Origin of the sequence: Propioniciclava soli (assembly GCF_014858005.1) — a bacterium.
GTDB classification, from domain to species: Bacteria; Actinomycetota; Actinomycetes; order Propionibacteriales; family Propionibacteriaceae; genus Propioniciclava; species Propioniciclava soli.
Genome location: NZ_JACYOT010000004.1, coordinates 153,992 through 175,335, shown reverse-complemented (window position 1 = coordinate 175,335; position 21,344 = coordinate 153,992). Strand labels below are relative to the sequence as shown.

The window sequence follows — 21,344 nt, the reverse complement described above, 5'->3', positions numbered from 1 at the left end:
TGCGCGATTCCCGGCACGGGACCGCATCGGAACAGAGGAGATCTCCCATGCGACGTCGCACCTTCCTCGGCGCTCTCGGTGGGCTGGGGCTTACCGGGGCCCTCGCGGCCTGCGGAACTGGCACCACCGAGCAGGTCACCGAACCGATCGACGAGAACACCGAGGCCGAGCTCGAGCTGGCCTACTGGGATCGCAACCAGTCGGTGACCGTCGAGGCCCTGATCGCGAGCTTCACCGAGCAGCACCCCGGCATCACCGTGACCCCGGCCCTCACCGGGCCCACCGACTACTGGACGCGGCTGCGCACCCAGGCCGAGGGCGGCAACCTCCCCGACGTGTTCTGGATGAGCGGCCTCCACGTGCAGCTCTACGCCTCCAACGGCATGCTCGCCCCCGTGCCGGACGACGTGGACTTCGGCGTCTTCCCGCAGGCGATGACCGATCTGTACACGATGGACGGCGTCCGCTACGGCATCCCGAAGGACTACGACACCATCGCGTGTTGGGTCAATCAGCGACTGGTCGAGGAGGCCGGCGTCACGCTGCCCGACCCCGAAACGTGGACGTGGGAGGAGTTCGGCGAGACCACCCGGGCGATCGCCGCGGGGCTCGGCGACCGCGCCCGCGCCGTCGTCACCGATCTCAACATCGGCGGCCAGCAGAACTGGTACAACACCGTCGCCCAGGCGGGCGGCTACATCATCCGTGACGGCCGGTCGGGCTACGCCGAGCCCGACACGATCCGCGGGCTGGAGTTCTGGTCCAACCTGGTGGCGGACGGCGTCGTGCCGCACCCTCGGGAGATCGCCGACAACCCGCCGCAGACCGCGTTCATGTCCGGGTTGGCCGCCATCCACCACACCGGCTCCTGGGAGACGCCCGCGCTGCTGGCGGACTACCCCGACCCCGGCGAGTTGGTCGTCGTGCCGCTGCCGCGGGACCGCGAGCGGGCCTCCACCATCCACGGCCTGGCCTACGTGGTGGCGGCGAACTCGGCGAACCTCTCCGCGGCGTCGGCGTTGCAACGGCACATGACCTCCGAGGAGGCGGGGCGCACCGACGCCGCCAACGGCACCGCGATCCCCGCCTGGGCCGGCACCGCGGAGTCGTGGCACGAGGTCAAGCCGGAGTGGAACCTCAGCGTGTTCACCGACGCCGCGGAGAACTACGCCGTCCCCTACCCCGTCTCGCGCAACACCGCCGCCTGGAACCAGCTGGAGGCCGATCTGCTGACGCCCGCCTTCGCCGGCGATGTGCCCATGGCGCAGGCGGCCGAGCAGTTGGCCCAGCAGATGGACGAGTTGCTCGCCGCGGAGCGCTGATGGCGCGGCGCCGGGGCCCCCACCGCGCCGGGGCATGGCCGTGGGTCTTCATCGGCCCGCTGCTCGCCGGGGTGGCCGTGTTCTACTACTATCCCATCGTCTCCAACGCCTGGACCTCACTGACCCAGTCGGGGGCGTTCGGCACCAACCAGCGGTTCGTCGGCCTGGACAACTACGCCGGCCTCGTCGATCGGGGCGACCTCGGGACCGCGGTGCTCAACACCCTCGGCTACACCCTCATCGTCCTGCTGGGGGTGCCGCTGTCGGTGATGGTGGCCGCCATGATCGAGCTGCCCGGGCTGCGGTTCGCGCCGCTCTACCGGGCCCTGTTCTTCATGCCGTACCTGGCGATGCCCATGGCGATCGCGCAGGTGTTCCGCCTGGTGTTCAACGGCGACTTCGGCCTGGTCAACCAGGGGTTGCGGGCCCTGGGAGTGAACGCGTCGCCCTACTGGCTCACCACGCCGGGCTTCGCGCTGGTGGCGGTGGCGCTGTTCGGGTTGTGGTCGTCGATCGGCTTCAACGTCATCATCTGCTGCGCCGGCCTGAAGGGCGTGCCGCGCGAGCTGTACGAGGCGGCGTCCCTTGATGGGGCCGGGCCCGTGCGACAGTTCTGGGCCGTGACCGTGCCGATGCTGACGCCGTCGATCTTCTTCCTGACCGTGATGCAGACCATCGCCGGCTTCCAGCTCTTCGACGCGCTCTTCGCCCTGATGGGTGCGAACAACCCCGCCATGCCGCAGACGAGGTCGCTGGTGTACCTCTTCTACCAACTGGGCTTCGTGGTCAACGACCGGGGCTCGGCCGCCGCGGTGGCCATGGTGATCCTCGTGTTCGTCGCGGCGGTCACCGCCGTCCAGTTCTGGGGCCAACGACGGTGGGTGACCTATGCCTGAGACCACACCGAAGCGTTCTGGACGCCGGCGGCGTCCGCGCCACCTGCTGGTCCATGCCGTGCTGCTGACCGGCGGGCTGGTGATGGCGTTCCCGTTCGCGTGGCAGCTGCTGATGTCCCTGGCGACGAACGCGGAGATCCAATCCGTACCTCCCCAGCCCATCCCCTCACGGCTGCACGTCGAGAACTACGCCGCGGTGTTCGACCGGCTGCCGTTCCTGCACCAGTTCGGCGTCTCCGTGTTCATCACGGTGGTGCGCACCGCCGGCCAGCTCGTGCTGTGCTCGATGGCCGGCTACGCGTTCGCCCGGATGCGGTTCCCGCTGCGCGGAGTGCTGTTTGGGCTGCTCCTGGCGATCCTGATGATCCCCTCGCAGGCCTACATCATTCCCCAGTACGGCATCGTGCAGGCGTGGGGCCTGCTGGAGACCCCGTGGGCGATCGTGCTGCCTGGGATGTTCTCCGCGTTCGGGACGTTCCTGATGCGCCAGCAGTTCCTGAGCCTGCCGGTGGAGCTCGAGGAGGCCGCCCGGCTGGACGGCTGCAACCCGTTCCAGACCTTCTGGCGCGTCATGCTGCCGCTGGCGTCGCCCGGGCTGTTCGCCGTCGGCATCACGACGGTGTTGTACTCGTGGAACGACCTGCTGTGGCCGCTCATCGTCACGACGCGGGAGACCTCCATGCCGCTCAGCGTCGGCATCGCCACCCTGCAGGGCCAGCACACCACGGACTACGCCGTGCTCATGGCAGCGTCCGTCATGGCCATGGCGCCGATCTTCCTGCTGTTCCTGGCGATGCAGCGCCGGGTCATCGAGGGGCTCGCGACGTCCGGGCTCAAGGGCTGACGCCGGACGCCTCCGCGTCCGTCGGGGCGTCGCCCGGTCAGCCGACGAAGAGGCAGAACGGATGGCCGGCGGGATCGGTCATGACGTACAGCGGCTCCTCGGCGTCATTGGAGCGATCGAGGCGGACAGCCGCACCCAGGGCGACGGCACGGTCGCGCTGCTGGACGAGGGCGTCGGCATCGGGAACCGTCATGTCGAGGTGGAGCTGCATCGGGACGCGCGCGTCCGGCCACGTTGTGGGCTCGACCGCGGCCAGCTGGAAGGCGAGCTGCGGCCCCCCAGCAGGGTCGCGCAGCACGAGCCAGTCGGCATCGTCGGGCTGGCCGTGCGCTGGCGGTTCGTCACCGGCGCGGTACTCATAGCCGAGCAGGGCGCGGTAGAACTCGGCCAGCTCACGCGGGCGCGGAGTGTCGAGCACCGTCTGGACGAGCCTCGGATGGTCACTCATGGGGGCAGCCTACGCAGTCAACGGGGCCTGGGGCCGCTGTGACGTTCGGGGACTCGCCATCCTGACCATCAAAAGCGGCCACCAACCCATCACCGAACCGCTGCCCTAGGCCCACGGTGGGCTTCGATCCCACGTCAAATGCATCCCGAGTTGGGATTCACTCGGTAGCATGTTGGAGATGAGTACCCAGATCGCCATCCGCCTCCCCAACGACATGGTCGCCTTCCTCGACAAGGCAGTGGCCCAAGGCAAGGCACCCAGCCGCGCTGCGCTGGTCAGCTCCGCGCTGGAACGCGAAATGCGCCGCCAAGCCGCCGAACAGGACGCCGCCATCCTTCGCGAGCGGGGCAGCGCCCACGACCTCGACGACCTGGTCAACTGGTCCACCAGCCGGCTTGACCTCCCCGACTGATGTGCGCGAACTCTGCTTGGCGCGCCTCGACAAGACCCGACCCGTCGTGATCCTGACCCGCGAAGCCGCACGACCGGCCATGACGAATGTGACCGTCGCCCCGATCACCTCAACCATCAAAGGCCTGAGCAGCGAGGTACCCATCGGTGCACACAACGGCTTGGACCACGACAGTGTGATCTCCTTGGACAACACCCTCACCATCCCCACCAAGCTCCTCGGACGCACCATCGGCTTCCTGACCTCCGAGCAAGAAGCACTCCTCGCTCGGGCCGTGGTCCTCGCCTACGATCTCGACCTGCCCGTGCACGACGCTTGATCGACCTCCAACGCGACATCGACGCCAAGGCCACCGTCACGAAACAGTAAACGCGCTCGGTGCTGCAGGCCGGAAAGTTCAAGGCCCCGGTCGGCGAGACTGGTAGCCACCCACCATGCGGGAGCGCCGAGGACGCGGAACCTCTGACGCCTCATCGTCAAGCCACGAACCATCACATCCAGGGAGCAGGCGCAAAGTCGGGCTCTGAACGACTGCTTCACCCCTCATCGCCCCAGCCGAGCGCTCTGGCCGGTGTGGCAGCCGTGGCCGTGACAGGCACCAATTGCGGCGGGATCGCCCACGCTGCCTGCGGCATGTGCGGTTACTGACACCTAGGGAGTGAGCCGTGAGCGACGTCCCACGTATATCGGTCACCCACCCACCCGCCCGGCTCGGAGATCGAGCCCAGATAACGGAACCCCAGCCGGCGGGCCACCGACGACGACGCCTTGTTGGCAGGATCGCACCGAATGATGAAGCGAACAGCAGGAACTTGGGACAGCGCGAGCCGCATCGCTTCGACAACCGCGGCCGTGGCGTAACCATGCCCCCACCGCAGGTATGAAGAGCCCTCAAACGCGCCCACCCCGGCTGGTCCCAAGCAGAGCTGGCCGCCAGGATCGCTCCGACGCCCGCCAGGTCTCCGCTACGAGAACTCCAAGGTCGCCCCCGGCCTCGAAGCCGTCATCCGCATAGCCCAAGTCCTCAACGTCTCCGTCGACTACCTGCTCATCGACGACGCCGAGCGCCGGCCCCTCAACGCTCCCAGCAGCCACGTCGACGCCCGCCTGGCCCAATCTCGACCAACTCACCGACGAAGAGCGCGCCACCATCACCAACGTCATCGACGCCCTCGTCACGAAAGCCAAGCTCCTACTCATCACCGGCGAGCCGGCTGACCTACGGCAGGACGACTCCCTCGCCGACCGTTTGGTCGTACCAGACCTCGAACGTGGCACCAGGCGTCACGTGAACCCGGGCGAGGTCGTTCCAGAACAGCAGGTCGTCACGAAGCTGGCCGTCGGACTGCTCGTCGAGCTCCTCAATGATCGCGCCGAACATGTCGCCGTCCTCGTGCTCGCCCGCCTCGGGGAAGCGAAACATCGCGCTGCGCGACCCCTCGCGGAACACGCCCGCCACCACCCGAGTCCGGCCCGGCTCATCGAGCCGGACCTGGACATCGGCCCGATGGCCGGCCGTCACGTCACTGCGAGCCATGTGAAGCTCAGGTTGATCTGTCACGCAGGATCTTCACGAAGTACTCGACGCGTTCGTTGGGGCGCACGGAGTTGAGACGTGCGGCTTCGGCGTCAGCAGCCGTCGGATCTTCGTGCCAGCTCATCAGGGCTACACACTGCTCAGGCGATGCGCCCTCGTGGTCGGTGTAGCGCACGACAACGGCCACCTCTCGCGAATCATGGGCCATGGACGAGGCCCCCGATCAACTCGCCAGTTCGCGGGGTCCACACATTGCCGTTCGGACCGAAGGAGAGGTTGAAGTCGGCCGGCAGGTTCTCGTCGCGCTTGATCATGCGGATCTGCTCGCGGAACTCGATCCGCGTGACCCCATGGTTCTGGCTCAACCCCGAGAAGGCGTAGTTCGCGTCCTCGGTGAAGTTCCGAACCGCGCTCGTCGGTAGGTCGGAGATGTTCGTGCAGCCCGTGTTGTGGACCAGCACCGAGTCGTCACCGGCGAAGTACGTGTGCAGCCCCGCGATCGTGAGGTTGTACGCGGTCAGGTCCTGCTCGCTGACGCCCATGCTCGCGACCGTCCGGCGCGAGCCCTCGGCCGCGACCATGACGTCGCCGGACTGCAGTTCGATCGCGTCGACCCATTCGTCCCGGCTCTTGACCCAGAACGGGTGATGGTCGGTGGCATCGATCGTGGTGCCGTCGGCGAGCGGGACCGCGACCATGCTGTGCAGTCCGCCGTGGCGGATCAGGTCGACGGCCCTCCGCGGCCCGCGCTCTCCGGTGAGCGGGTCACTTGCCATCACCTTGTCGCCGAGCTTGACATCCTTGATTGGCTTCTTCGAACCGTCGGCCATGAGCACCAGCGTCTCGCCGCTGAAGCTGTTGGGCAGACAACTCTGCGCAGCTCGGCGTCCGCTGTTTGCGGCAACTTTGCTCGGCTCCAACGGCGAAAGAAGCCCCGCCGTGGCCCCGTCCCGCGCCAGGCTCATCGATGTCCCACTCTCAGCCTGCTCAGGCAGCACGGGGTGGTCGTAGGTGTAGATCACGGAACGCAATGTCCCGGCCGGACGCGCCAAAGCGCCGTACGACCTACGATCGACGGCGTGATGGGTGGAGTCAGCGTGGCCCGCTGCGGACGGGCCACGTTCGCTGGCGCTCGCGGTGCCGGGTGCGTTGGAAACGGCGCGTCGTAGCTGTAGCTCCCCACACTCACGTCAGGCCTTGTGACAGCGCCAGCGACAGACGCACCGCTGAGCCACGCAAGAAGCATGGAGGCCAGCGCCCCCGCGCAAGCACTGGCGCACGTCCAAAGCGAACGGGTCATAGGTTCCGCAACCATCCCTCGCTGTAATAGGTGACATTGGCCGGCGCCAGAGCCCGCTCGATCTCGTCCGCAAGCGCGATGCCTCTGGCGTCCAACCTTTCGATCGATCGGGCGAGCGACCGTCGCTGCCTGAGGTCGAGCGGAACGATGACTTGGTACTCGGAGTTCCATGCGATGAGGCGCGCGACCAAGTCATCGGACAATCCAGCGAGGTCGATCACCATCTGCCCGACAGCGTGATCACGGAGCGACGGCTGCATGTAGTCCGCGCTTAGCGTGAGATACCTCCTCACCGAACGACCACTCGATCCGGAGGCGGCCAACTAGTTGGCGGCGAATCCGTGTACCAGGCTTGCTCCAGCCCGAACAGCCGTCCCGCACGCAACCACACGAGCAATTCACCAACCAGCTGGTCGCCGTCGTAGACGAGGGCCTCAACGGGGGTCGGGCCATCTGGCAGATCGACCGCTGGGATACCGGGCGGCACCTCGACATCCAGCATTGTCGCCGAGTAGCGAACAACAGTTGCGTCTTCGGCCTGCTCCAACAGCTTGCTCGAGCTCTCGGCGAGTGGCGAAATCACGTGCTCGATCAACCGCACCATGTCCGTGGGGAGGCGGTCTCCTTGCATCAGCTCGTTCATGGCGTGAAGGCCGTTCCGATACGCGGAATGCCATCGACGATTGCGCCACGGATGACGACGGTCTGGCCTCCGATGGGATCGAGGCCTAGCTTCTCCAGGTCCACCTTGACTCTTGCCACCAAGCTCTGGCAGCACCGATCGACTTCGGCCCGGTCGGCTGTCGCGCTGACGGCGTCCGGAGCAAAGATTGAGCTAAACGTCCAGCCCGAAGAGGCACGACGGATGGCGAGCGAGCCGACCTCGTCGTAGGACATCGAGTCGAACTCGAAGTCGCCGAGGTTCGGGTCCCGAAGCCAGATCAGCAAGCTCCGGGCAAGTTCGACAACAGGGAAGCCTGGCTCGTCGTAGATGCTCACGTCGTACTCCAGCAGGCGGAAGTGAGCGTCGAGAGCCACCAGGTAGTCAGTCTGAGTGGCCCCCCTCAGCTCGTCGCTGTTCAGGTGGTCGTAGGTCATCTCCATGGTGGTCACCTCTCGGCACGTCGATAGTAGAGGCCGAGATCGACGTCCGAACCTCCATGGTGGGTTCCCCGCGCTCGGCTGCCACCCAGCACGACCGCCTCAAAACCGGGCACACCAACCAGCGCATCCACCATGTCCTGGAGCCGCTGGTGCGTGATCACCCAGACAGTCTTGGCCAACCACCGTCGGTCGACAACTGCACTGGGACATGGCCGACTGCACGCTCATCGGTAGCTGAGGATGTACGCCACCGCACCAGCGGACATCCGGTCAAGCCCGCAGCGTGGTACTCCCACATCCCGACGGGAAAGGTCCCAACTCCCTGCGAGATGCTCCGAACTGGTAGCGCCTCGTCGCGACCAGCAGGACGGGTCTGGACCAACCCAGCATGAGCCCTGATACCACGGTGGTAGCGTGGAGGGCATGGCCATGACCCTGCGTTTGGAACCCGGCGACGACGAAGCGCTCACCCTGCTCGCCCGAACCGACGGCGTGAGCAAGCACGAAGCGACCGTGCGCGCCATCCGCGAGGCAGCCGCCCGCCACGTGCGGGAGGACAAGGTGCGGCAGCTCTCCTCAGCCGCCAGGACCCGCTACGCCGACCTTCTGGATCGCCTCGGACAGTGATCGAATACCTCACCCTTGAAGACCTCCTCACACTTGTCGAAGACCTTAACGTAGGACCTATCCGCGACATCGGCCTCCTCGACTCCGCAGCCCACCGACCCCAGGTCACCGTGTTAGGCCGCGAGGCCTACCCCGATATCGACACCAAGGCCGCTGTGCTGTTGGAATCCATCGTCAATAACCACGCCCTCGTCGACGGAAACAAACGCTTGGGCTGGCTGGCAGCGGTCATCTTCTACGGCCTCAACGACATCACCCTGGACGCCCCCGATCACGGCGCCTACAACCTCGTCATCGCCATCGCTGCGGGACAGACCACCCACGCCGACGCAGCGCTTGCGTTGAAATCCTGGCACTGATTCCCGAGCCTGCGGACACGAATGAAGCCCGCTGGATGGTGGGAGGCGAGATGGTTGAGCACCTACCTCAACGGTCTACACATGTACGCCGACGAGATGGGACGCCAAGTGGAAGCATCGCACTTCTGCATCCATCTGCGCCACGCGCCGGATCCCGAGGTGCTCTCGGGAGCCAACTCGTGGGAGAGTGGTCGCGCTGTGCAGACCCGGCTGCAGGAGCTGGACTTCACGAGGTAAACCTGGCAGGCCCCAGGTGCCGCGTACCACAGACCTCAAGCAGTGGCGCAAGGAGCTATCCCGGCGTCCTAGCCATGGGCGACCGAGCAAGCCCTCAGCCGCCCGCACGTTGGGTGGTGAGTTCAAGGCGTCCCTCCACCCGGGCCACCCCCAACGACCCCTGCAGATCAGTCCGCGCCACCACCGCCCCCGTCCCAGCCACCGCGTCCAAGGTGCGTGCAGCCGGATGGCCGTAACCGTTGCCCTCCCCCACACTCACCAACGCCACATCCGGCGACGCCGCCGCCAAGAACGCCGGATCCTGCCGCCCACTCCCATGGTGCGGCACCAACAACACATCCACATCCAACCGCTCACCCAACCCCAACCGTGCCCCCTGCCCACCCGTCTCCGCGTCCCCCGCCAACAACACACTCACCCCACCCACCTCCACCCGCACCAGCAACGACGCATCGTTCTCCCCCGACGACTCCCCCTCACCCGCCTGCACCAACCCCACCGCGTCCAGCCCCGGCGACGCCAACACCTCCACGCGCGCCTCACCCACCAGCCACGACTCCCCCGCCCGCGCCGTGTGACGCTCCACCCCCAAGGACTCCACCAACGCATCACCCGACGCAGGCGTCCGCACCGCCGACGTCACCACTACCTGCGGCCCCAAACCCGACAGCGCCGACACCCCACCCACATGGTCAGCGTGCAGATGCGTGATCACCACCAACGGCACCGACCTCACCCCCAAACCCGCCAAACACGTGCCCAACGCCGCCGGATCCGGCCCGGCATCCACCACCACCGCCGCACCCCCGCCCGCATTCACCACCGTCGCATCACCCTGACCCACATCACACACCACCACCGCCCACTCCTCCGCCGGCCACCCCGGCGTCACCGGCGTCCACGCCAACGACACCACCACCAACGCACCCAACGGCACCGCCAACCACCACCGCGCCAACACTCGCGGCGCCACCACCACGACCAGCACGCAGATCACCAACACACAGCCGAGCGCCACCGGAGTCGCCGGAAACGGCAGCGCCGCCCCCGGCAACACTGCCCCCAACCGCGCCACCCACGCGATCGCCTGCGCACACCAGCCCGCCAACCACGCCGCCCCCACCGCCACCCCAGGCACGAGCGGCGCCGTCACCGCCGCGACCACCCCCAACACCGTCGCCGGACCCACCAACGGCGCCACCACCACATTCGCCAACACGCCCACCACGCTCACCCGACCCGCCAACCACACCACCACCGGCTCGGTCGCCACCTGCGCCGCCAACGCCACCGCGACCGCCTCCCCCGCCCACCGCGGCAACCACACCCCCAGAGCGTCGGTGAACCGACGCCCCCACCACAACAACCCGAACGTCGCCAGCACCGACAGCCAAAACCCCACCGACCGTGACAACCACGGATCCACCAACACCACCACCAACACCGCCGACGCCAGATACCGCACCCCCCGCCCCTCCGCAGCACCCCGCCCCAACCCCGCCAAACCCACCAACCCCATCGCCGCCGCCCGCACCACACTCGGCTCCCCCAAACACACCGCCACAAACGCCACCACCCCCGCCACCATCACCCCCGTCAACACCCGACCCCGCGCCCCCACCCACACCGCCACCGCACGCACGAACACCAACAACAGCGTGAGATTGGCGCCGGACACGGCGGTCAGGTGCGTCAGACCGGTGACGCGAAACGGCTCGGTCAGCTCCTCGGTCATCCCCGACACGTCGCCGACCACCAAGGCTGGCACCAGAGCGCGGGCGTCCGGGGAGAGCGAGGCACACGCCTCCCGCAAGCCTGCCCGGATGCGGTTCACGCCGGCATCCACCGGGCCGGGAGGTGCTGTGAGCCGCGGAGGCTCGCGAGCGCGCACGACGACAAGGGCGGCCTCTCCCGGGGTTCCGGGAGCGAGCCGAGCCTCGGCGGCGACGAGTGAACCCACCGCCAGTCCCTCCCACTGCGCGGCCAGATCCCCCGAGGCCACGACCTCCACCGGCAGACCCGTCGCCCACGCCCCGCCGCGGGCCTCCACCGCGATCAGGGTCGCGGACCCCACCCACAGCGGGGGGCGGACGCCGCGCTGCGGCCAGGAGCGCGCGGAACCCACCAGCCGAACCTGGACCGCCGCGGTGGCCTCCTGCTGGGCCAGTTCCAGGACCGGCCCGTGAGTCAGCCCGCCCACCCGCAACGCCCCCACCGCTCCGAACAGCAACGCCACCAGGCCCAGCCCCACCCAGAACCAGGCGTGCCGCGCCGCCCCGACGAGCACCACGGCGGTGGCGACTCCGGCCGCAGCGATCCACCACCACGCATCGGCCGACGTCGCCACGCCCATGGCGGCCCACCCCGCGGCGGCGAGCGCCAGAGGGCGGACGTCGCGGCGTCCGCGGGCGGGGGCGGCGTCGCGGCGCGCCTGATCAGACGCCGAGCGCAGTTCAGACACGGACATGGGGCGCAATCCGCGCGTAGGTCTTCTCGCCGATGCCGTCCACCTCGCGCAGCTCCTCGATGCGGGTGAAGCGACCCCGCTCCTCGCGCCACGCCAGAATCGCCGCCGCGGTCACCGGCCCGACCCCCGGCAGCGTCTCCAACTGCGCGGCCGTCGCGGTGTTCAGGTCCACGGTGGCCGACGCCCCCGCCCCACCCGCAGCCCCGGACGCCCCACCCGCAGCCCCGCCGCCGGTGGCGTCCCCGCCCCGCACCTCACCGCCCGGGTCGTCCCGGTCGCCGACGACGACCTGGGCGCCGTCCACCACGACGGCCGCCAGGTTCAGCTCGCCGGGCCGTGCACCCTCCGCGAGGCCGCCCGCCGCGGCGAGTGCATCCTCCACACGGGACCCGACGGGGAGGGAGACCACCCCGGGCGTGACCACCGCGCCCACGACATGGACGCGGATGGTCTGCTGGGGTGTCGGTGCGGCATCGGGCGAGGAGGCGGCGTCCGCACTCGGAGCGGGGGTGGGCGCTTCACTCACCACCGGCGAGGGCACGGCCGTCGCGATCGGCACCGTGCGCGCGCCGAAGAGCACCCAGACCGCCCAGATCATCCCGATGAGGCCGACGGCTGCCACGACGGCCACGTGCTCGCGTCCGAAGGTGAGCCACCGGGGCACACCGCCGCCGGCCTGCTGCGCGGGGTTCGTGCCTTCGGTCGACCCGGCAGCCCCCTCCGACCCTCGCCGCGGCGGCGGCTCCGCGGCCTCACGCCGGGGCGGTCCCGCTCCCGTCGCGGCGTCCATCCGCGCGGCGGCTCGGTGTGCCCGGGGTGGGGCGGTCGCTTCCCCAGCGGCGGGTGCTGGGCCGCGCGCGGATTCCACCCCCTCCCCGTCCGCATCCGCATCCGCAGCGGACCAGCCCGCCAGCTCGGCGAGCCGTGCGCTCACGACGTCACTGAGAACCGGCCGGTGCTGCGAGGGTCGAGGGGTCACACCCTCACATTCGGCCGCGCCACCCCGGATCGGTCACCGGGTCTCGAACCTGTGGACAGTTCACGTCCGGTCTCCACAGGGCGGGTCCGCCGACGTCCCCGTTCGGGTGGCGAGACCCGGCAACCGGCGCCCACAATTGTGCGCACCGTGACGGCGCTGGCACACTGGCCGGGTGCTGCGTCGACTGGCCCTGGTGATTGCTGTGGCGTCCGCCGTGGTGGGCGCCGCGTTCGTCGTGCTGCAGCTGTTTCCCACCGCGCAGTACCTGCACCGGGGGTTGGCCATGCTCGCCGCCTTCACGCCCTACGGCGTGTTGGTGTGGCTGCTGGTCATCGCGTTGGTGCTGGCCGCGGCGCGCGGACGCGCCAGGCTCTGGGCGATCCCTGCCGCGCTCGGGGCGCTGCTGCAGCTGGTGTGGGCGTGGGGCTACCTGCCGGGGCCGGCACCGGCAGCGGAGGGCTCGCCGCTGCGGGTCGCGTCCTTCAACACCTACTTCGGCCAGGCCGACCCGGACGCCACGGCCGCCCAACTGTCCGCGAGCGACCCGGACATCATCGTGCTGCTCGAGGTGGGCGAGGAATTCATCGAGACCCCGGCCATGGCCGCGCTGCTGGACGGCTACCCCCACCGGGGCGGGTTGCCCACCCCCCGCAGAGCCACGCCCATCAACACCCTTGTGGCCGCCCGAGAGCCCCTGGAGCTGATTGGCCGCTCGGCCTGGACGGCGAACCACCTCGTGCTCGGCACCACCACCGCGGACGGCGAACCGGTCACCTTGATCGCCGCTCACCCCTCCAACATGATGCAGGGCGTGGCGAAGTGGCGGCGCGAGGCGTCGCAGCTCACCGACGACGTGGCCGCCCACGTCGACGACCCCCTGCTCGTCATCGGCGACCTGAACACCACCCGCGAGGGCGCCACCTACCGCGAGATCACCGCACCGGGCCTCGTCAACGCCGCCCAGCAGGCCGGGGCGGGGTGGCAGCCGACGTTCTCCGGATCCCGCCGCCTCCCGGCGCTCATCGCCATCGACCACGCGTTGGTCAACGACCAGGTGGCGGCAAGCCACTTCGAGACCTTCGCGGTGCCGGGCTCGGATCACCGGGGCATCATCGTGGACGTGACCGTCCGCCCGGCCGGGTGACCCTGCGAACCACCCGACCGCAACGATCTCACGCACCCGGGACGATGCTCACCATCTTCGGCGCCCGGACGATGACCTTGGCCACCGAGCGTCCGTCCAGCGCCCGCTGGACGCCGGCGTCCGCCAGCGCGGCCGCCTCGGCGTCGGCGTCCGAGATGTCCGGGGCGACATCGAGCTTCGCCCGCACCTTGCCCTGCACCTGGACGACCATCGTGACCGACTCCTGCACCAGCAGCGCGGGGTCGGCGTCCGGCCAGGTCGACCGGGCCACGGAGGGCTCCTGGCCCAGCAGCTCCCACATCTCCTCGGCCAGGTAGGGCGCGACCAGGCTGAGCGCCTGCGCCACGAACTCGGCCGCCTCGCGCACCGCCGGGTCGGCCGGGCCGCAGCCGGTGTCGATGGCCTTGCGGGTGGCGTTGACCAGCTCCATGATGCGGGCCACGACCACGTTGTAGCGCTGCGACTCCACCGCCTCGGTGATCTCCGCGATCGAGCGGTGCGTCTGCCGGCGCACCGCGGCGTCGCCGGACGCGGCGTCCACCCCCGGTTCGGACGCGACGTCGGCCGCCAACCGGTACGCGCGCTGCAGGAACTTGCCGGTCGAGCTGGGCGACATGGCCGCCCAGTCGATGTCGTCCTCCGGCGGGCCGGCGAAGACGATCGCGGTGCGGATGGTGTCGACGCCGTGGATGTCGATCTGCTGGCCGAGATCGACGCCGTTGCCCAGCGACTTGCTCATGGCCTTGCCGCCGTTGATCACCTGGCCCTGGTTCATCAGCCGCGTGAACGGCTCGGTGAACTCGATCAGGCCGGCGTCGAACAGCACCTTCGTGAAGAACCGGCTGTACAGCAGGTGCAAGATGGCGTGCTCGACCCCGCCGACGTACTGGTCGACCGGCGCCCAGCGCCGCGTGGCAGCCACGTCGAAGGCCGCGGCGTCGTCGTTCGGCGAGCAGTAGCGGAAGTAGTACCACGACGAGTCGACGAAGGTGTCCATCGTGTCGGTGTCCCGCTCGGCCGGCCCGCCACACGTGGGGCAGGCGACCTCGCGCCACGCGCGCGCCGCCTCGGACGCCAGCGGGCTGGTTCCCTTGGGCGCCAGATCCGCACCGCGCAGATCCGGCAACCGCACCGGCAGGTCGGCCTCCGGCACCGGCACCTCACCGCAGGCCGGGCAGTGGATGATCGGGATCGGGCAGCCCCAGAACCGCTGGCGGCTCAGCAACCAGTCGCGCAGACGGAACGTCACCGCGGCCCGGCCCGTGCCGTCGGCCTCCAGCTTGGCGTTCATGGCGGCGACGCCGGACGCCTTGTCCGTCAGCCCGTCCAGCAGCTCGGAGTTCACGTAGCGGCCGTCACCGGCGGTCGCGATGCCGGATGCGGCCGGATCGTCCTCGCCGGTGTCGATCACCTGGCGCACGTCCAAGCCGAACGCGCGGGCGAAGTCGAGGTCGCGCTGGTCGTGGGCCGGCACGGCCATGATGGCGCCGGTGCCGTAGTCGGCCAGCACGTAGTCCGCAGCCCAGATGGGCAGCTTGGTGCCGTTCACCGGGTTCACCGCGTAGGCGCCGGTGAAGACGCCCGACTTGGGCCGGTCGGTCGACTGCCGCTCGATCTCGGTGGCGGCCTTCGTCTGCTCCAGGTACGCCTCGAAATCGGCCCGGTACTCCTCGGTCACCAGCTCGGCGGCCAGGGGGGCGTCCGGGGCGACGACGAAGAAGGTCGCGCCGTACAGCGTGTCCGGTCGCGTGGTGAAGACGGTCAGCGGCTCGTCGCGTCCCTCGACGGCGAAGTCGACGTAGGCGCCCTCGGAGCGGCCGATCCAGTTGCGCTGCATGGCGAGCACCCGGTCGGGCCAGTGGCCCTCCAGCGGCGCCATGTCGTCCAGCAACCGCTGGGCATAATCGGTGATCTTGAAGTACCACTGCGTCAGCTGACGCTTGGTCACGGCCGCGCCGCAGCGCTCGCAGGCGCCGGCGACGACCTGCTCGTTGGCCAGCACCGTCTGGTCGGCCGGGCACCAGTTGACGTAGGACGCCTTGCGGTACGCCAGCCCGCGCTGGTGGAACTGGGTGAACAGCCACTGCGTCCACCGGTAGTACTCCGGGTCGGACGTGTGCAGCCGCCGCGTCCAGTCGAAGCTCAGGCCGTACCGCTTGAAGGACGCCGCCTGGGTCTCGATGTTCGCGTAGGTCCACTCCGCCGGGTGCGCGTTGCGTGCGATGGCGGCGTTCTCGGCGGGCAGCCCGAAGCTGTCCCAGCCGATCGGGTGCATGACGTCATAACCGCGCAGCAGCCAATAGCGCGCCGCGATGTCGCCCATGACGAACGCCTCGGCGTGCCCCATGTGGAGGTCGCCCGACGGGTAGGGGAACATGTCGAGCACGTACTTCCGCTCGGCGGACCCGTCGTCGCGTGCGACGAACGTGCGGTCGGACTCCCAGAACTTCTGCCAGCGCTCCTGCGCGGCAGCAGCGTCATAGCTGCGGGCGGACTCCATGGTGCGTGCTCTCCTAGCGGTGGGTTCGGTGCGTGGCCGGCCGGACATGAAAAAACCCCCGGCTGCCGAGGCAGGTCAGGGGCGCCGCGACACCTGCGGGTGTGCGCGGCTAGCCGAGAAGTCGCGAGCGGCTCACTGCGTGATCCATGCGGGTCAGCATAGCCCACGCGGGCCCGGCAGCCTCGCCACCCGTCCCCCGTCGATCAGGTGCGGTCCGGACGCCCGCGCCCGGCCCCTCACCCCTGCGGCCCCCTCCTCACCGTCGCCCCGCGGCCCGGGGACGCCGCCGGCCCGCCCGCGGCGTGGCAAGCCGCGTGACCGTGGCCATCGGCACCGCACCGGTGCCGTCTCCCACGACCTGGGCGAGCAGATCGACGCGCTGCCAGCCCTGGCGGGCCTCGGGGGCGCGCGCCACGGCCGAGCGCACCCGCTGACGCACCGCCGGCCATTCCGAGGGTGGCCAGGCTTCGGCGTTCGCCTGGTCCAGCACCCCCATCCACAGCGGGTCTGCGCGGATGTTGGTCATGCGCTCCAGACACACGACCTGGAGGGCACCCTGGCCCGTCACCCACGCGGCGATCCCGAGCGCCGCCAGGGCGAAGCCGTCGCAGCGGGGAGCCGAGCCCCGCACGACGGCCGCCCACAGGTCGCGCCGGGCTGCGGCGTTGGCGCGCGTCGTGGAGAGGATGGCCTCGTCGAGGAATCCCGGTGCGTGGCTGGCCATCGTCAGCACCACCGCCTCCTCCAGCGTCGGCGAACCGCCCTCGGTGTCGAAGCGGGCCAGCAGTTCGCGTCCCCGGGCGACCATGTCGACACCGTTCGCGATCGCCGCGCCCACCGCGTCCAGGGCTGCCGCGAGGGCCTCCTCGCTCCAAGTGGGGTCCAGCTGCGCGTGGAGTTCCTCGCGCGAGCCGAGCACGGCCATGCCCGCGAGGGCCCCCTGCACCGCCGCGCGACCCGCGACGGCGTCGTACGGCTCCCCCTCATCCCCGGGGAACAGATAACAACGCTCCCCGTCGGCGAGGACGAGCGTCCGCGGCAGCTCGGGGAAGGCCGCGTCCATCGTGAGCAGCGCCTCCCAGCCGGCCCGGGCCTCGGGGGTGTAGGCGACCACCACGTAGGTCGCCGTGGGGAACCGGGCGAACACCGGCACGAGTTGCCACCGGGGAGCCTGGTCGGCAGCGGCCAGGTCGAAACGGACCGTCACCTCCACGCGGTCGCGCTCCAGCACGACCAGGACGAGGGATTCGACGGGTTGGAAGCCGAGGAGGCTGGGGACGATCTCGACGAGGTCGCCCACGGAGTGCAAGGAGAGCAGTTCGGGTGTCGTGGTCACAGCTGTCACATTCGGACGCGCCCGCACCGATCCGTCACCGTCCACACCCTTGACGCAGTTGTCCACAGGGATGGCCGTCGCCACTGGTGCGGCGGTGCCCTCGGGTACCGTGACGCCATGACGCAGCAATGGCGAGACCCGAACGCGCGGCGTCCGGTTGACATCAACGCCTACGCCCCGCCGCGACGCAGCGGGGCCACGCTGTGGCTGTTGCTCGTGGGGGCCGTCGCCGTCGGCGTGGTGCTGGCCGCGCTGCTGTGGCGCCCCGCCCCGCCGGAGGCCGCACCCACCGCCTCGCCCACGGCGCAGGCGTCCAGCAACCTGCCCGGCATGCCGTTCACCATGCCCGCCTCGCCGGACGACCAGGGCCGCTGGGAGGTCCTGGGTCACACCTGGACCGGGAATGCGGTCGACATCCGGGTGCGTGTGACCTGCGATGCAGGCTCGATCAGCTACGGGTTCGTGGCCTTCAGCAATGCGGGCACCGACGTGTACGAGCCGGCCGCCGGCGCTCCTGACCCCGAGATCGGCTCGGGGAGCCTGGCCGCCGGCGGCTCCGTGGAGGGCAACATCCGCATCCTGCTGCCGCGCGGTGATGCCACGTTGATCCTCACCACCAGCGGCGGGCAGCAGATCTCCGCGCTCCCCGTCCCCGGCTGACCGCCGCGACGATCCGCGGCACCACGACGAACCGTGCGCCGCGATTTCGCACTGCACCCCGGGTTGGGGTAACGTTCTTCTTCGTTCCGCACCGGAACATTGGGGCTATGGCGCAGTTGGTAGCGCGCTTCCATGGCATGGAAGAGGTCAGGGGTTCGAATCCCCTTAGCTCCACCGTCAGTGACGAGCTGAGCCCCCAACACGCGCTAGCGGGTTGGGGGCGAGTGTGTTCTCGGGGCTCCTCATCGTCGCAGGGCCCACCCACGCGACCTCCGATGGGGACTGCGGCGGATGCCGGGGGGGTACCAGCAGGGTCTGCCACCGAGCGCGGGAACGACCTAGCGTGGCAGCACGAGCGTCGACCGCTGAGGAGAAACCGCATGAGCATCCTGGACGAGACCTACACCCTGGGCAACGGTGTGAAGATCCCCAAGCTGGGGCTGGGCACCTGGTTCATCGACGACGACCGGGCCGCCGAAGCGGTGCGCGCCGCGATCGACATCGGCTATCGCAACATCGACACCGCCCAGGCCTACGGCAACGAGCGCGGCGTGGGCGAGGGCGTCCGGACCGCCGGAGTCCCCCGCGAGGAGCTGTTCGTGTCCACGAAGCTGGCCGCGGAGATCAAGGATCACGACGGTGCGGCCGCCGCCATCGAGGAGTCGCTGCGGACGCTTGGCCTGGATCACATCGACCTCATGCTCATCCACGCCCCCCAGCCCTGGAACGACTTCCGGGGCGGCGACTACGCCGAGGGCAACCGGCAGGCGTGGCGCGCCCTGGAGGAGGCACACCGGGCGGGCACGATCCGTGCGATCGGCGTGTCCAACTTCCTGCAATCCGATCTGGAGTCCTTGCTGGACGGCGCGACGGTCACTCCCCACGTGAACCAACTGCTCGTGCACGCGGGCAACACCCCGAGCGCCTTGCTCGCGCACTGCGAGGACGCGGGCATCCTCGTCGAGGCGTACTCACCGATCGCCCACGGCGAGATCCTGGAGAACGCCGAGGTGAAGGCCCTGGCTGAGCAGTACGGCGTCACCCTGCCGCAGCTGTGCATTCGCTACACACTGCAGCTGGGCACGGTGTCGTTGCCGAAGACCGCAAACCCAGAGCACATGCGCTCCAATGCGGAGGTTGACTTCGAGATCTCCGAGGAGGACATGGCGACGCTGGAGGGGTTGCACGCCCGGGACTACGGCGACTCCAGAGCGTTCCCGGTCTACAGCGGGAAGTGACAGGAACGGGCCGTCGACTGATTCGGTCGACCCTGGGCGTCCGACTGCGCCCACTGGCACGATGGACGCATGCCCGACACCGATGACGCGCGTCCCCCGCAGGCGAAGGCGCCAGCCACCCAGTTCTTCGGCGCCGAGGCCTTCGCGCCCACCGACCACACCGAGCTGCGTTGGCTGGGCATGGCCGGTTGGCTGATGAACAGCCGGGGCACGACCCTGATGCTCGACGCGCTGCTCGGCGGTTTCGACATGCCCGTCATGATCGACTTCCCGATCCGCCCCGAACAGGTGCCCCACCTCGACGCCTTCCTCGCGACCCACTCCGACGCAGACCACTACAGCGTCTGGACCGCCGAACGCGTCGCCGACGTGACGGCGTCCTACCACGGCACCCGCCACGTGGGATCCCTGATGACCGACGCGGGCCTGCCCGCCCAGGGCCACGACGTGGGTGACACCTTCAGCGTCGGCGACCTCCGCGTCACCCTCACCCCGGCCGACCACGCGTGGCAGAACGAATTCCCCGGCAGGTACGACCGCGTCTTCGCTCCCGAGGACTGCTGCGGGTTCTGGATCGAGACTCCCGATGGCAACCTGTGGGCTCCGGGCGACTCACGCCTCATTCGCGAGCACCATCTGACGATGCCCGCACCGGACGCACTGTTGTTCGACTTCTCCGACTCGAGCTTTCACTTCACGCTGGCCGGCGCCGTCGAGATGGCCAACGCCTACCCCGACGTGCCGCTCCTGCTGCACCACTGGGGGTCGGTGGACGCGCCCACATGGTCACCCTTCAACGGCGACCCAGCATCGCTGCAGGGCCGCGTCGTCAACGAGGACCGCATCCAGGTGCTGGCACCCGGCGAACCGTTCCGCCTCACGCGCCGCTGAGCAGCCGCCCCCTCCGCGTGGGGCTCAGGCGTCCACGAGCGCGCGGGCGGGCAGGGACGCGACCCCGTTCACCGGACGCCGCAGGTCTTCGAGCGCCTCGAAGCCGCGCCACGCCATGAGACTGACGACGACCATCTCGCCGAAGTCCTCCAACGTGCCGAAGACGGCCGCCGAGCCGGTCAGCCCGAGCCCGTCGGCCATCGCGTGCACCAGATCGAAGCCCACACCGACGACGCCGAGGGCGACGATCAGGATCGCGAACTCGCGCGACACCGCCCGCCAGTGCGCCGGGGCGCCCCGCCACGCCAGCACGAGGCCACCCACCACGACGAGCCCGGCGAGCGCGAAGAACAGCAGCTCGCCCAAGTCCTGGCCACGGAGCCCCAGCACGTCGGGCAGGCCCAGCCCGTCGGTGAGGGCCGTGCCCATCTTCTCGTGGACGCCGAACGCGTCGTCGAGCAGGAAGTAGCCGAACAGCACCGCCCAGGGCAGGTACCGCAGCGAACGGGTGAGCCAGGTGCAGCCGAGCATGGCCGCCCCCAGCCAGACGTACTTGATGTAGTTGAAGAACTCGGCGTGACTCCGGTCCTCACTCAGGTTGAACATGATGTCGTCGACGCCGGGGACGGTCTCCTGGGCCACGTGGATGGCGAGGAACACGAGATCCGCCAAAACCAGGGCCCCCAGCAGCAGCACGAAGCGATCGGTGGGGCGGCTCAGGGCCAGGCGCGGCATCGCTGCACGCGTCGGGCCGGGGGCGGCGATGGAGGTTGCGGTGGGGAACGGGGTGCGGTGGCGACGCTGCTCGGGCATGAGGAGTCCTTCGACGGGAGGTCGTGATCGAGGACGATCGCCACCGGCCGGGCCGTTGACGTCGGGGGCGTCCGACCCCCACCCTACGACAGCGTTCACCCGTTGTTCACCTTGTGGAAACCCGGTTGCCACCTCCGGACCCGCCTGCACGCGCCCTCCTTTTTCATCATTGGGCGCCGCGGTGAGCGAGGCCGGAGGCGCGTGCTAGCGTCGGGCCGGACGCGCCGGGA

26 protein-coding genes and 1 tRNA gene are annotated in these 21,344 nt (G+C 69.6%); 13 read left to right on the top strand and 14 right to left on the bottom strand.

All coding sequences use genetic code 11. The annotated features are described in order from the left end of the window. The first annotated feature begins 47 nt into the window (after positions 1-47). From IFY26_RS03655 to IFY26_RS03645, 3 genes are read left to right on the top strand one after another with little or no spacing between them, the layout of a single operon-like run. Complete coding sequence (locus IFY26_RS03655) at positions 48-1,322, top strand: ABC transporter substrate-binding protein (protein WP_232547637.1); 1,275 nt, start codon at positions 48-50, stop codon at positions 1,320-1,322. Further along, positions 1,322-2,218, top strand: a complete 897-nt coding sequence (locus tag IFY26_RS03650; RefSeq protein ID WP_332836142.1) for a carbohydrate ABC transporter permease — start codon at positions 1,322-1,324, stop codon at positions 2,216-2,218. The genes IFY26_RS03655 and IFY26_RS03650 overlap by 1 nt, the downstream gene beginning before the upstream one ends. After that, positions 2,211-3,062, top strand: a complete 852-nt coding sequence (locus tag IFY26_RS03645; protein WP_232547636.1) for a carbohydrate ABC transporter permease — start codon at positions 2,211-2,213, stop codon at positions 3,060-3,062. Before IFY26_RS03650 ends, IFY26_RS03645 begins: the two co-directional genes overlap by 8 nt. A gap of 37 nt (positions 3,063-3,099) precedes the next feature. On the opposite strand, the gene IFY26_RS03640 is transcribed toward IFY26_RS03645, so the two are convergent. Continuing rightward, positions 3,100-3,510, bottom strand: coding sequence for a VOC family protein (locus IFY26_RS03640; RefSeq protein ID WP_232547635.1), 411 nt, complete (start codon positions 3,508-3,510; stop codon positions 3,100-3,102). Between the two features lie 178 nt (positions 3,511-3,688). Between IFY26_RS03640 and IFY26_RS03635 the strand changes: the two genes are divergently transcribed. Both IFY26_RS03635 and IFY26_RS03630 read left to right on the top strand, forming a co-directional pair. Then, positions 3,689-3,922, top strand: a complete 234-nt coding sequence (locus IFY26_RS03635) for a ribbon-helix-helix domain-containing protein (RefSeq protein ID WP_232547634.1) — start codon at positions 3,689-3,691, stop codon at positions 3,920-3,922. A gap of 1 nt (position 3,923) precedes the next feature. Continuing rightward, a complete protein-coding gene (locus IFY26_RS03630; protein ID WP_232547910.1) occupies positions 3,924-4,241 on the top strand; it encodes a type II toxin-antitoxin system PemK/MazF family toxin in 318 nt (105 codons plus the stop codon). A 322-nt stretch (positions 4,242-4,563) separates the two neighbouring features. On the opposite strand, the gene IFY26_RS18360 is transcribed toward IFY26_RS03630, so the two are convergent. The 8 genes from IFY26_RS18360 to IFY26_RS03595 all read right to left on the bottom strand — a co-directional run bounded on the left by IFY26_RS18360 (position 4,564) and on the right by IFY26_RS03595 (position 8,024). Then, positions 4,564-4,827 carry a GNAT family N-acetyltransferase gene (locus IFY26_RS18360; protein ID WP_416046547.1) on the bottom strand — a complete coding sequence of 88 codons (264 nt, stop codon included), beginning with the start codon at positions 4,825-4,827 and terminating at the stop codon, positions 4,564-4,566. Beyond that, complete coding sequence (locus IFY26_RS03625) at positions 4,814-5,086, bottom strand: hypothetical protein (RefSeq protein ID WP_232547633.1); 273 nt, start codon at positions 5,084-5,086, stop codon at positions 4,814-4,816. The genes IFY26_RS18360 and IFY26_RS03625 overlap by 14 nt, the downstream gene beginning before the upstream one ends. Positions 5,087-5,141: 55 nt before the next feature. After that, positions 5,142-5,459: a hypothetical protein gene (locus tag IFY26_RS03620; RefSeq protein ID WP_232547632.1), complete on the bottom strand. Its 318-nt coding sequence runs from the start codon at positions 5,457-5,459 to the stop codon at positions 5,142-5,144. Between the two features lie 197 nt (positions 5,460-5,656). Continuing rightward, the gene (locus IFY26_RS03615; protein WP_232547631.1) at positions 5,657-6,481 is read right to left on the bottom strand and encodes a Hint domain-containing protein; all 825 of its coding nucleotides are present in this window, start codon (positions 6,479-6,481) and stop codon (positions 5,657-5,659) included. A gap of 274 nt (positions 6,482-6,755) precedes the next feature. Then, on the bottom strand, positions 6,756-6,983 hold the full coding sequence (locus IFY26_RS03610) for a hypothetical protein (protein WP_232547630.1): 228 nt from the start codon (positions 6,981-6,983) through the stop codon (positions 6,756-6,758). Between the two features lie 65 nt (positions 6,984-7,048). Continuing rightward, the gene (locus tag IFY26_RS03605) at positions 7,049-7,402 is read right to left on the bottom strand and encodes a hypothetical protein (protein ID WP_232547629.1); all 354 of its coding nucleotides are present in this window, start codon (positions 7,400-7,402) and stop codon (positions 7,049-7,051) included. Further along, complete coding sequence (locus IFY26_RS03600) at positions 7,399-7,863, bottom strand: DUF7878 domain-containing protein (RefSeq protein WP_232547628.1); 465 nt, start codon at positions 7,861-7,863, stop codon at positions 7,399-7,401. Before IFY26_RS03600 ends, IFY26_RS03605 begins: the two co-directional genes overlap by 4 nt. 5 nt (positions 7,864-7,868) lie before the next feature. After that, positions 7,869-8,024: a nucleotidyltransferase domain-containing protein gene (locus IFY26_RS03595; protein ID WP_232547627.1), complete on the bottom strand. Its 156-nt coding sequence runs from the start codon at positions 8,022-8,024 to the stop codon at positions 7,869-7,871. A gap of 262 nt (positions 8,025-8,286) precedes the next feature. Between IFY26_RS03595 and IFY26_RS03590 the strand changes: the two genes are divergently transcribed. The 3 genes from IFY26_RS03590 to IFY26_RS03580 are packed head-to-tail and all read left to right on the top strand — an operon-like array spanning position 8,287 to position 9,086. Then, positions 8,287-8,490: a CopG family transcriptional regulator gene (locus IFY26_RS03590; protein ID WP_232547626.1), complete on the top strand. Its 204-nt coding sequence runs from the start codon at positions 8,287-8,289 to the stop codon at positions 8,488-8,490. Continuing rightward, positions 8,487-8,849, top strand: coding sequence for a type II toxin-antitoxin system death-on-curing family toxin (locus IFY26_RS03585; protein WP_232547625.1), 363 nt, complete (start codon positions 8,487-8,489; stop codon positions 8,847-8,849). Before IFY26_RS03590 ends, IFY26_RS03585 begins: the two co-directional genes overlap by 4 nt. 54 nt (positions 8,850-8,903) lie before the next feature. Next, the gene (locus IFY26_RS03580; protein ID WP_232547624.1) at positions 8,904-9,086 is read left to right on the top strand and encodes a DUF1264 domain-containing protein; all 183 of its coding nucleotides are present in this window, start codon (positions 8,904-8,906) and stop codon (positions 9,084-9,086) included. A gap of 94 nt (positions 9,087-9,180) precedes the next feature. On the opposite strand, the gene IFY26_RS03575 is transcribed toward IFY26_RS03580, so the two are convergent. Together IFY26_RS03575 and IFY26_RS03570 are read right to left on the bottom strand one after the other, a co-directional pair. Then, on the bottom strand, positions 9,181-11,553 hold the full coding sequence (locus tag IFY26_RS03575; RefSeq protein WP_232547623.1) for a ComEC/Rec2 family competence protein: 2,373 nt from the start codon (positions 11,551-11,553) through the stop codon (positions 9,181-9,183). Further along, positions 11,540-12,217 (bottom strand): ComEA family DNA-binding protein, encoded by a 678-nt coding sequence (locus IFY26_RS03570; RefSeq protein WP_232547622.1) that lies wholly within the window; start codon positions 12,215-12,217, stop codon positions 11,540-11,542. The genes IFY26_RS03575 and IFY26_RS03570 overlap by 14 nt, the downstream gene beginning before the upstream one ends. A gap of 487 nt (positions 12,218-12,704) precedes the next feature. Between IFY26_RS03570 and IFY26_RS03565 the strand changes: the two genes are divergently transcribed. Beyond that, positions 12,705-13,676, top strand: a complete 972-nt coding sequence (locus tag IFY26_RS03565; RefSeq protein WP_232547621.1) for an endonuclease/exonuclease/phosphatase family protein — start codon at positions 12,705-12,707, stop codon at positions 13,674-13,676. 28 nt (positions 13,677-13,704) lie between these two features. Here IFY26_RS03565 and leuS read toward each other — a convergent pair whose 3' ends face one another. Continuing rightward, entirely contained in the window at positions 13,705-16,176 is a 2,472-nt protein-coding gene (leuS, locus tag IFY26_RS03560) for a leucine--tRNA ligase (RefSeq protein ID WP_232547620.1), read from the bottom strand. Between the two features lie 256 nt (positions 16,177-16,432). Continuing rightward, a complete protein-coding gene (locus IFY26_RS03555; protein ID WP_232547619.1) occupies positions 16,433-17,512 on the bottom strand; it encodes a DUF4192 domain-containing protein in 1,080 nt (359 codons plus the stop codon). 117 nt (positions 17,513-17,629) lie between these two features. On the opposite strand from IFY26_RS03555, the gene IFY26_RS03550 reads away from it, so the two are divergent. The 4 genes from IFY26_RS03550 (at position 17,630) to IFY26_RS03535 (ending at position 20,301) form a co-directional block, all read left to right on the top strand. Then, positions 17,630-18,172, top strand: a complete 543-nt coding sequence (locus IFY26_RS03550) for a hypothetical protein (protein ID WP_232547618.1) — start codon at positions 17,630-17,632, stop codon at positions 18,170-18,172. Between the two features lie 101 nt (positions 18,173-18,273). Next, positions 18,274-18,346 (top strand) — tRNA-Ala (locus IFY26_RS03545). A gap of 206 nt (positions 18,347-18,552) precedes the next feature. Next, complete coding sequence (locus IFY26_RS03540) at positions 18,553-19,410, top strand: aldo/keto reductase (RefSeq protein ID WP_232547617.1); 858 nt, start codon at positions 18,553-18,555, stop codon at positions 19,408-19,410. 69 nt (positions 19,411-19,479) lie between these two features. After that, positions 19,480-20,301: an MBL fold metallo-hydrolase gene (locus IFY26_RS03535; protein ID WP_232547616.1), complete on the top strand. Its 822-nt coding sequence runs from the start codon at positions 19,480-19,482 to the stop codon at positions 20,299-20,301. Between the two features lie 24 nt (positions 20,302-20,325). Here the strand turns inward: IFY26_RS03535 and IFY26_RS03530 are convergent, their stop codons facing one another. Beyond that, on the bottom strand, positions 20,326-21,114 hold the full coding sequence (locus IFY26_RS03530) for a hypothetical protein (protein ID WP_232547615.1): 789 nt from the start codon (positions 21,112-21,114) through the stop codon (positions 20,326-20,328). Positions 21,115-21,344: the final 230 nt, after the last annotated feature.

Coding starts and splice junctions, on each gene's coding strand:
- IFY26_RS03625 (WP_232547633.1), bottom strand. CDS start 5,086: ATGACGTTGGTGATGGTGGCGCGCTCTTCGTCGGTGAGTTGGTCGAGA.
- IFY26_RS03640 (WP_232547635.1), bottom strand. CDS start 3,510: ATGAGTGACCATCCGAGGCTCGTCCAGACGGTGCTCGACACTCCGCGC.
- IFY26_RS03635 (WP_232547634.1), top strand. CDS start 3,689: ATGAGTACCCAGATCGCCATCCGCCTCCCCAACGACATGGTCGCCTTC.
- IFY26_RS03610 (WP_232547630.1), bottom strand. CDS start 6,983: ATGGTGATCGACCTCGCTGGATTGTCCGATGACTTGGTCGCGCGCCTC.
- IFY26_RS03620 (WP_232547632.1), bottom strand. CDS start 5,459: ATGGCTCGCAGTGACGTGACGGCCGGCCATCGGGCCGATGTCCAGGTC.
- leuS (WP_232547620.1), bottom strand. CDS start 16,176: ATGGAGTCCGCCCGCAGCTATGACGCTGCTGCCGCGCAGGAGCGCTGG.
- IFY26_RS03575 (WP_232547623.1), bottom strand. CDS start 11,553: ATGTCCGTGTCTGAACTGCGCTCGGCGTCTGATCAGGCGCGCCGCGAC.
- IFY26_RS03540 (WP_232547617.1), top strand. CDS start 18,553: ATGAGCATCCTGGACGAGACCTACACCCTGGGCAACGGTGTGAAGATC.
- IFY26_RS03550 (WP_232547618.1), top strand. CDS start 17,630: ATGACGCAGCAATGGCGAGACCCGAACGCGCGGCGTCCGGTTGACATC.
- IFY26_RS03530 (WP_232547615.1), bottom strand. CDS start 21,114: ATGCCCGAGCAGCGTCGCCACCGCACCCCGTTCCCCACCGCAACCTCC.
- IFY26_RS03650 (WP_332836142.1), top strand. CDS start 1,322: ATGGCGCGGCGCCGGGGCCCCCACCGCGCCGGGGCATGGCCGTGGGTC.
- IFY26_RS03645 (WP_232547636.1), top strand. CDS start 2,211: ATGCCTGAGACCACACCGAAGCGTTCTGGACGCCGGCGGCGTCCGCGC.
- IFY26_RS03600 (WP_232547628.1), bottom strand. CDS start 7,863: ATGGAGATGACCTACGACCACCTGAACAGCGACGAGCTGAGGGGGGCC.
- IFY26_RS03590 (WP_232547626.1), top strand. CDS start 8,287: ATGGCCATGACCCTGCGTTTGGAACCCGGCGACGACGAAGCGCTCACC.
- IFY26_RS03605 (WP_232547629.1), bottom strand. CDS start 7,402: ATGAACGAGCTGATGCAAGGAGACCGCCTCCCCACGGACATGGTGCGG.
- IFY26_RS03535 (WP_232547616.1), top strand. CDS start 19,480: ATGCCCGACACCGATGACGCGCGTCCCCCGCAGGCGAAGGCGCCAGCC.
- IFY26_RS03655 (WP_232547637.1), top strand. CDS start 48: ATGCGACGTCGCACCTTCCTCGGCGCTCTCGGTGGGCTGGGGCTTACC.